Source organism: Lapillicoccus sp. (assembly GCF_039935575.1).
Classification (GTDB): Bacteria; Actinomycetota; Actinomycetes; order Actinomycetales; family Dermatophilaceae; genus Lapillicoccus.
This window is the reverse complement of record NZ_JBDTKA010000055.1, coordinates 1-6182: the sequence shown is the minus strand read 5'-3', so window position 1 is coordinate 6182 and position 6182 is coordinate 1. Positions and strand designations below refer to the sequence as shown.

General features: G+C 69.8%; 5 protein-coding genes. All 5 read left to right on the top strand.

Features of this window, described 5'->3' with window-relative positions:
* On the top strand, positions 1-573 hold a 573-nt coding region (locus ABI385_RS06750), incomplete at its 5' end, for a cyclase family protein (RefSeq protein ID WP_348102981.1).
* Positions 570-2243 (top strand): thiamine pyrophosphate-binding protein, encoded by a 1674-nt coding sequence (locus ABI385_RS06745; RefSeq protein ID WP_348102980.1) that lies wholly within the window; start codon positions 570-572, stop codon positions 2241-2243. The genes ABI385_RS06750 and ABI385_RS06745, both read left to right, overlap by 4 nt.
* A 79-nt stretch (positions 2244-2322) precedes the next feature.
* A complete protein-coding gene (locus tag ABI385_RS06740; RefSeq protein WP_348102979.1) occupies positions 2323-3288 on the top strand; it encodes an AraC family transcriptional regulator in 966 nt (321 codons plus the stop codon).
* Positions 3289-3393: 105 nt separating this feature from the next.
* Positions 3394-4806 carry a wax ester/triacylglycerol synthase family O-acyltransferase gene (locus ABI385_RS06735; RefSeq protein ID WP_348102978.1) on the top strand — a complete coding sequence of 471 codons (1413 nt, stop codon included), beginning with the start codon at positions 3394-3396 and terminating at the stop codon, positions 4804-4806.
* On the top strand, positions 4790-6182 hold a 1393-nt coding region (locus tag ABI385_RS06730), incomplete at its 3' end, for an AMP-binding protein (protein ID WP_348102977.1). The genes ABI385_RS06735 and ABI385_RS06730, both read left to right, overlap by 17 nt.

The following is a 6182-nucleotide window of genomic DNA, read 5'->3' as shown; positions in this document are numbered from 1 at the left end:
GGTGAGCACACCGGCACCCACCTGGACGCGCCGGTGCACTGGATCTCCGGACGCGACGGAAAGAGCGTCGACGAGCTGGCTCCGGCGCGACTGGTCGGCCCTGCCGTAGTCGTGGACTTCACCGCCGAGACCGAGTCCGACCCCGACTTCCTGCTCGATGCCGAACACCTGGACGCCTACGTCGCCGATCACGGCCCTCTGCCGAAGGGCTGCTGGCTGCTGTTCCGCACCGGCTGGAGCAGGTACGGCTCCGACGCCTCGGCGTTCGCGAACGCCGACGACATCGGCCCGCACACGCCCGGCGTCACGGTGGCCGGCGCCCAGTGGCTGGCAGCGTCGCCGATCAGCGGATTCGGGGTGGAGACGGTCGGTATCGACGCGGGTCAGGCCGCGAGCCTGGATCCAGCATTCCCAGCGCACTACTTCCTCCTCGGAGCGGACAAGTACGGGATCACCCAGCTGCAGAACCTCGACCGGCTGCCGCGCACCGGTGCCGCCGTGGTCGTGAGTCCGCTGCCGATCGTTGGCGGCTCGGGCTCGCCGGCCCGTGTGTTCGCGCTGGTTCCGAGGTGAGCGAGGCAGACGCCCGATCTGACCACGACGGCAGGCCCGCCCGTACCGTCGCGACGGCGGTCGGCGCCCGGTTGGCCGAGCTGGGCGTCGGCGCCGCGTTCGGCGTGGTCGGCAGCGGCAACTTCGAGGTGACGAATGCGCTCGTGTCGGCCGGGGTGCCGTTCGTCGCGGCCCGACACGAGGGCGGCGCGGCGTCGATGACCGACGGCTACAGCCGACTCTCGGCGCTGCCCGGCGTGCTCACCGTGCACCAAGGCTGTGGCCTCACCAACGCGATGACCGGCATCGGTGAGGCCGCCAAGAGTCGGACGCCGATGATCGTGCTGGCCGCTGACACCGCCGGTTCGGCCGTGCTGTCGAACTTCCGCATCGACCAGGACGCGCTGGTCCGAAGCGTCGGCGCGGTCTCGGATCGGGTGTACGGCCCGGCGTCTGTGATCGCTGACGTCGACCGGGCGTACCGAACCGCCGTCCACGGCCGCCGCACCGTCGTGCTGAACCTGCCGCTCGACGTCCAGGCGGCGCCGGCTCCCGCTTCCGGTGGTAGGGCCACCCTGCCGGTTTCGCTTCCCGTGCGGCCGGCGACCGACGCGGTGAGCGCGCTGGTCGCGATGATCGAGACAGCCGAGCGGCCGGTGTTCGTCGCGGGGCGCGGCGGTCGCGGGGCGGGGCGCGAGATCGCCGCCCTTGCCGAGCGCGCCGGAGCCCTGGTGGCCACCTCGGCGGTCGCGAACGGGCTCTTCGAGGGCGAGGAGTTCCGGCTGGGTATCTCCGGCGGCTTCTCGTCACCGTTGGCCGCCGAGCTCATCGCGGGCGCCGACCTCGTCGTCGGCTGGGGCTGCGCCCTGAACATGTGGACGATGCGACACGGCACGCTGATCGGTGAGGGCACTCGCGTCGTCCAGGTCGACGACGACGACGCGGCGCTGGGTGCGCATCGCCCGGTCGACCTCGGCGTTCACGGCGACTGTGCGGCGACCGCTCGCGACGTCGCCGCTCTTCTCGGCTCGGGGCGGACGGGATACCGCACACCCGAGGTCGCCGAGCGACTACGCACGTCGAGATGGTGGAACCAGACTCCGACCGAGGACCTCTCCACCGCCGACCGGATCGACCCGCGGGTCCTGTCGAGCGAGCTGGACAGGCTGCTCCCGGCCGAACGGGTGGTTGCCATCGACTCGGGCAACTTCATGGGCTACCCCAGCGCCTACCTGCGGGTGCCGGACGAGTACGCCTTCTGCTTCACTCAGGCGTTCCAGGCCATCGGCCTCGGGTTGGCCAGTGGGATCGGCGCGATGCTCGCCCAGCCCTCGCGCCTGGCCGTTGTCGGCACCGGTGACGGCGGCTTCCTGATGGCGATCTCCGAGCTGGAGACCGCGGTCCGTCTGGGCCGGCCGATGATGATCGTGGTGTACGACGACGCGGCCTACGGCGCCGAGGTGCACCACTTCGGGGCAGCCGCGAACCTGTCGACGGTCACCTTCCCCGACACCGACATCGCCGCTATCGCCCGCGGCTATGGCGCCACCGGCGTGACCGTGCGCACCGTTGCCGACCTGGCCGACGTCGAGAAGTGGGTCGTGGACCAGATCGGCGTCCTCGTCGTCGACGCCAAGATCGCCAGTGACGGCGGCTCGTGGTGGCTGGCGGAGGCCTTCAGGGGACATTGAGCCGAGGCTGTTTCGCGGGCCTGCCTGCGAGCCTTGGCGAATCCTTGACGGAGGTCACCGAGGCGTCACACAATGCAGCATGTCCCGCGCGCTGCTCGCCCGGCATCCGCGTACCTCCACCGTGGACGTCGACCAGGCGCGCGACGAGGTTGCGGCGACCTTCTGCCCTCACGGGCTCACCTTGACCCGGCCCGGCGCCCGGCTGGACATGGCGCACAACGCCGCGGTGATCGGCCAGGACGTTGTTCTGAACTACCTGCGCTACGGCGATGAGGTCCGGATCACGCCCGGTACCTTCGAGAAGTTCTTCTTGGTCCAGGTGCCGCTGGCCGGGTCGGCACGGGTGCGGGTAGGTCAGCGCGAGGTCGCCTCTGATCGCCGGCACGCCTCGCTCGGGTCGCCTACCGAGCCGGTGGACATGGTGTGGTCCGACGGTTGCGAGCAGCTGCTCATCTACATCCGCCGCGACGCCGTCGAGCAGCTGGCCGCGACGGAGCCGGGCAGGACGTCGACCGTGGTGTTCGACCCCCTGGTGGACCTCGCTGCCGACGGCATCCGAGACTGGATGCGGTTGGTGGCCCTGGCCCTCGACGACCTCGACTCGGGCGGTGGCCTGTTCGACTCCGACCTGGTCGCGAGCCACTACGAGCAGGCGTTGATCGCCGGCCTGCTCGCCGTCCAACCCAACACCAGCTGCACCGTCACTCGCAGCGTCGAGGTGCGATCACGTGCTGTGCGTATGGTCGTCGACCTCATCGAGGCCGAGCCCGAGCGCCCGTGGCGGCTCGCGGACCTCGCCGCTCACGCCGGCGTCTCTCCCCGCTCCCTGCAGGCGGCGTTCCGCCGAGACCTCGACCTCACCCCGCTGAACCACCTACGTCGCATCCGCCTCGACCGCGCTCGGCGTTCCCTGCTGGCCGCCGACCCGGCGAGCGTCTCCGTCGCCGACGTCGCCGCCCGGTGGGGCTTCTTCCACCTCGGCCGCTTCGCTCAGGCCTACCGCGCGCTCTACCACGAGCCGCCGTCTCGGACGCTCGCCCGCTGAGCTGCTGCCCACGTGAGCCCGGCTCGGCGCTCGTCCCGCCTGTGACCGTGGGGTCAGGACCAAAGACCCCGTGTCCTCCCACGCGTTCCGGGCCAGTCTGGAACCATGCAGCGTCTGAGCCCCCTTGATGCCTCCTTCCTCCACCTCGAACGGCAGGTACAACAGCTCAACGTCGGATCGGCGCTCATCTTCGAAGGCCCGGCGCCCACCTACGACGAACTGTGCCTGGCCGTCGATGCCCTGCTTCCTAAGTTCCCGCGCTACCGCCAGCACGTGCGCGGAGTCCCGCTCGACCTCGGGCTCCCGGTCTGGGTCGACGACCCCCGGTTCCAGCTTCGCAACCACGTCGGCCACCGGAGACTGCCCTCACCGGGCACCGACGATGCGTTGCGCACGCTGGCGGTCCGCCTGATCTCGCAGCCACTCGACCTCGACCGGCCCCTGTGGCACACGTGGCTCGTCACAGGCCTTGACGGCGAGCGCTTCGCTCTTGTCAACACCAACCACCACGCGATGATCGACGGCATCTCCGGCGCTGACATCATCAGCGTGCTGCTGACGACGACTCCCCGGACGCCGCCGCGCCAGACGCAGCCCGAACCGTGGGCTCCACAGCCCGAGCCGTCTGCGGCGCGACTCGTCACGGGCGCCCTGGTCGAGCTCGGCTCGAGCCCAGTTCGGGCCGTGCGGGCGCTCGCTCGGGCCCTGCGCCCCAACGCCATTCCCCAGAGTGTGACCGAGGTGGTCGGCATGGCTCGCCTCGGGGAGCAGATGGCCCATCTCGAGTTCGGGCTCAACGGTCCACTCGGCCCGCGCCGCGACTGGCGCTGGGTGCGTGCCGGCCTCGACGAGGTCAAGGCTGTCAAGAACTATCACGGCGGGACCGTCAACGACGTAGTGCTCGCGGCCATCGCGGGAGGGTTCCGCGCCCTGCTGTGCTCCCGTGGCCAGTCCGTCGAGGGGCGCACCGTGCGCACCATGGTCCCGGTGTCGACCCGTCTCACCGACGAGCGCGGCGCTCTGGGCAACCAGGTGTCTGCAGTGTTCGCGGACCTGCCTGTAGGACAGGCGGATCCGATCGAGCGACTCCGCGAGGTGTCAGCCCAGCTGCATACCCTCAAGACCGGCGGCACGGCTCTGGGTGTGGACGCTCTCCTCGGCGCCGCCGACCTGTTGCCCGCCAGCCTCTACGCCCTCGGCGTCAAGGTGTGGGCGCACAGCCCGCAACGCGCCTTCAGCACCGTGACGACCAACGTCCCCGGCCCGCAGATGCCGCTCTACCTGCTGGGACGCCGGATGACCGACCTCTATCCCTACATCCCGCTCGGCGCGGACCTGCGCATCACCGTCGGCATCGCGTCGTATGCCGGCGGGCTGGCTTGGGGTGTCACGGGTGACCACGACTCCGTGCCCGACCTGCACGTGCTGTCCGATGGCATCGAGTCGTCGATGGCCGAACTCATCTCCCTCACTCCTCCTTCGACCCGCTCTGAGGTGCCTCGTGCTCGAAACGGCTGAGCCTGCCCACTACGTTCCTGCCCCTGAGGACACCCTCACAGACGACGTGTTCGCCAACGCCCGCGACCACGGGCCCGAAGTCCGCTACTCGCGCCGCGTCGCTGACGAATGGATGCCGGTCTCGCATGCGCAGCTCGCCACGAGGGTGACCGACGTTGCGGCCGGCCTGATGAGCTGGGGCCTGGCCCCCAGTGACCGGGTCGCGATCATGGCGGGTACCAGCTTCGAGTGGATGGTGTGTGACTTCGCGATCTGGACCGCCGGCGGCGTCACCGTACCGATCTATGAGACGTCGTCTGCCGAGCAGGTCGAATGGATCCTTCAGGACTCCGGCGCGGTCGGCGTGTTCGTCGCCGACGCAGAGCGAGCAGAGATCGTCGCGTCGGTTCGCACGACCCTGACCGACCTGCGGACCGTGTGGTCCATGGACGCCGACGGCCCCATCAGCGCCACCGACACCCAGCGCCTCGACGAGCTCGTGACCTCGGGCGACGGCGTCGACAGGACGGAGGTCGAGGCTCGCCGAACGTCACGCACGAGCAACGACCTGGCCACGATCATCTACACCTCGGGTACGACCGGCCGCCCCAAGGGCTGTGTCATCACCCACGCCAACCTGCTGTGCCAGATCCACAACGTCGTGGCCGCCAAGAACGTCACCGAGCTGGTGTTCAACGACCGGACCACGACGCTGCTCTTCATCCCCGTCGCGCACATCCTCGCCCGTACGATCCAGCTGACCGCCGTTCACAGCCGAGTTCACCTGGCCCTGAGCAATGACGCCAAGCGGGCCCCGTCGCTCCTCGTCGACTTCACGCCATCGGTCATCCTCGCCGTGCCCTATATCTTCGAGAAGATCTACAACACGGCGAAGCACCGGGCCGCAGCCGAGAAGAAGGGCTGGATCTTCGGCCTGGCGGAGGCCACCGCCACGGACTACAGCACGTCGCTCGACCGGGGCGGGCCAAGCCTGCTGTTGCGCCTGCGCTACAACCTGTTCGACCGCCTGGTCTACCGCAAGCTCCGAGCCGCCGTCGGCGGTCGGGTCGACTACATCGTCAGCGGTGGGGCGCCCCTGGGGGCCCGCCTGGGTCACTTCTTCCGTGGCGTCGGGATCAACCCGCTCGAGGGGTACGGCCTGACCGAGACATGCGCGGGGGTCACGCTCAACGTCCCGGGGCAGCAGCGGATCGGGACAGTCGGACGGCCGGTGCCGGGCTGTTCGGTGCGGATCGCGGACGATGGCGAGGTGCTGCTCAAGGGCGGTGTCGTGTTCGGGGGCTACTGGAACAACGAGGAGGCCACCAGAAAGGCCTTCGATGACGATGGCTGGTTCCGCAGCGGCGACATCGGTTCGCTCGACGACGACGGCTACC

Bases quoted from the DNA above. Each gene is read 5' to 3' on its own strand.
- ABI385_RS06740 (WP_348102979.1), top strand. From the start codon at position 2,323: ATGTCCCGCGCGCTGCTCGCCCGGCATCCGCGTACCTCCACCGTGGAC.
- ABI385_RS06735 (WP_348102978.1), top strand. From the start codon at position 3,394: ATGCAGCGTCTGAGCCCCCTTGATGCCTCCTTCCTCCACCTCGAACGG.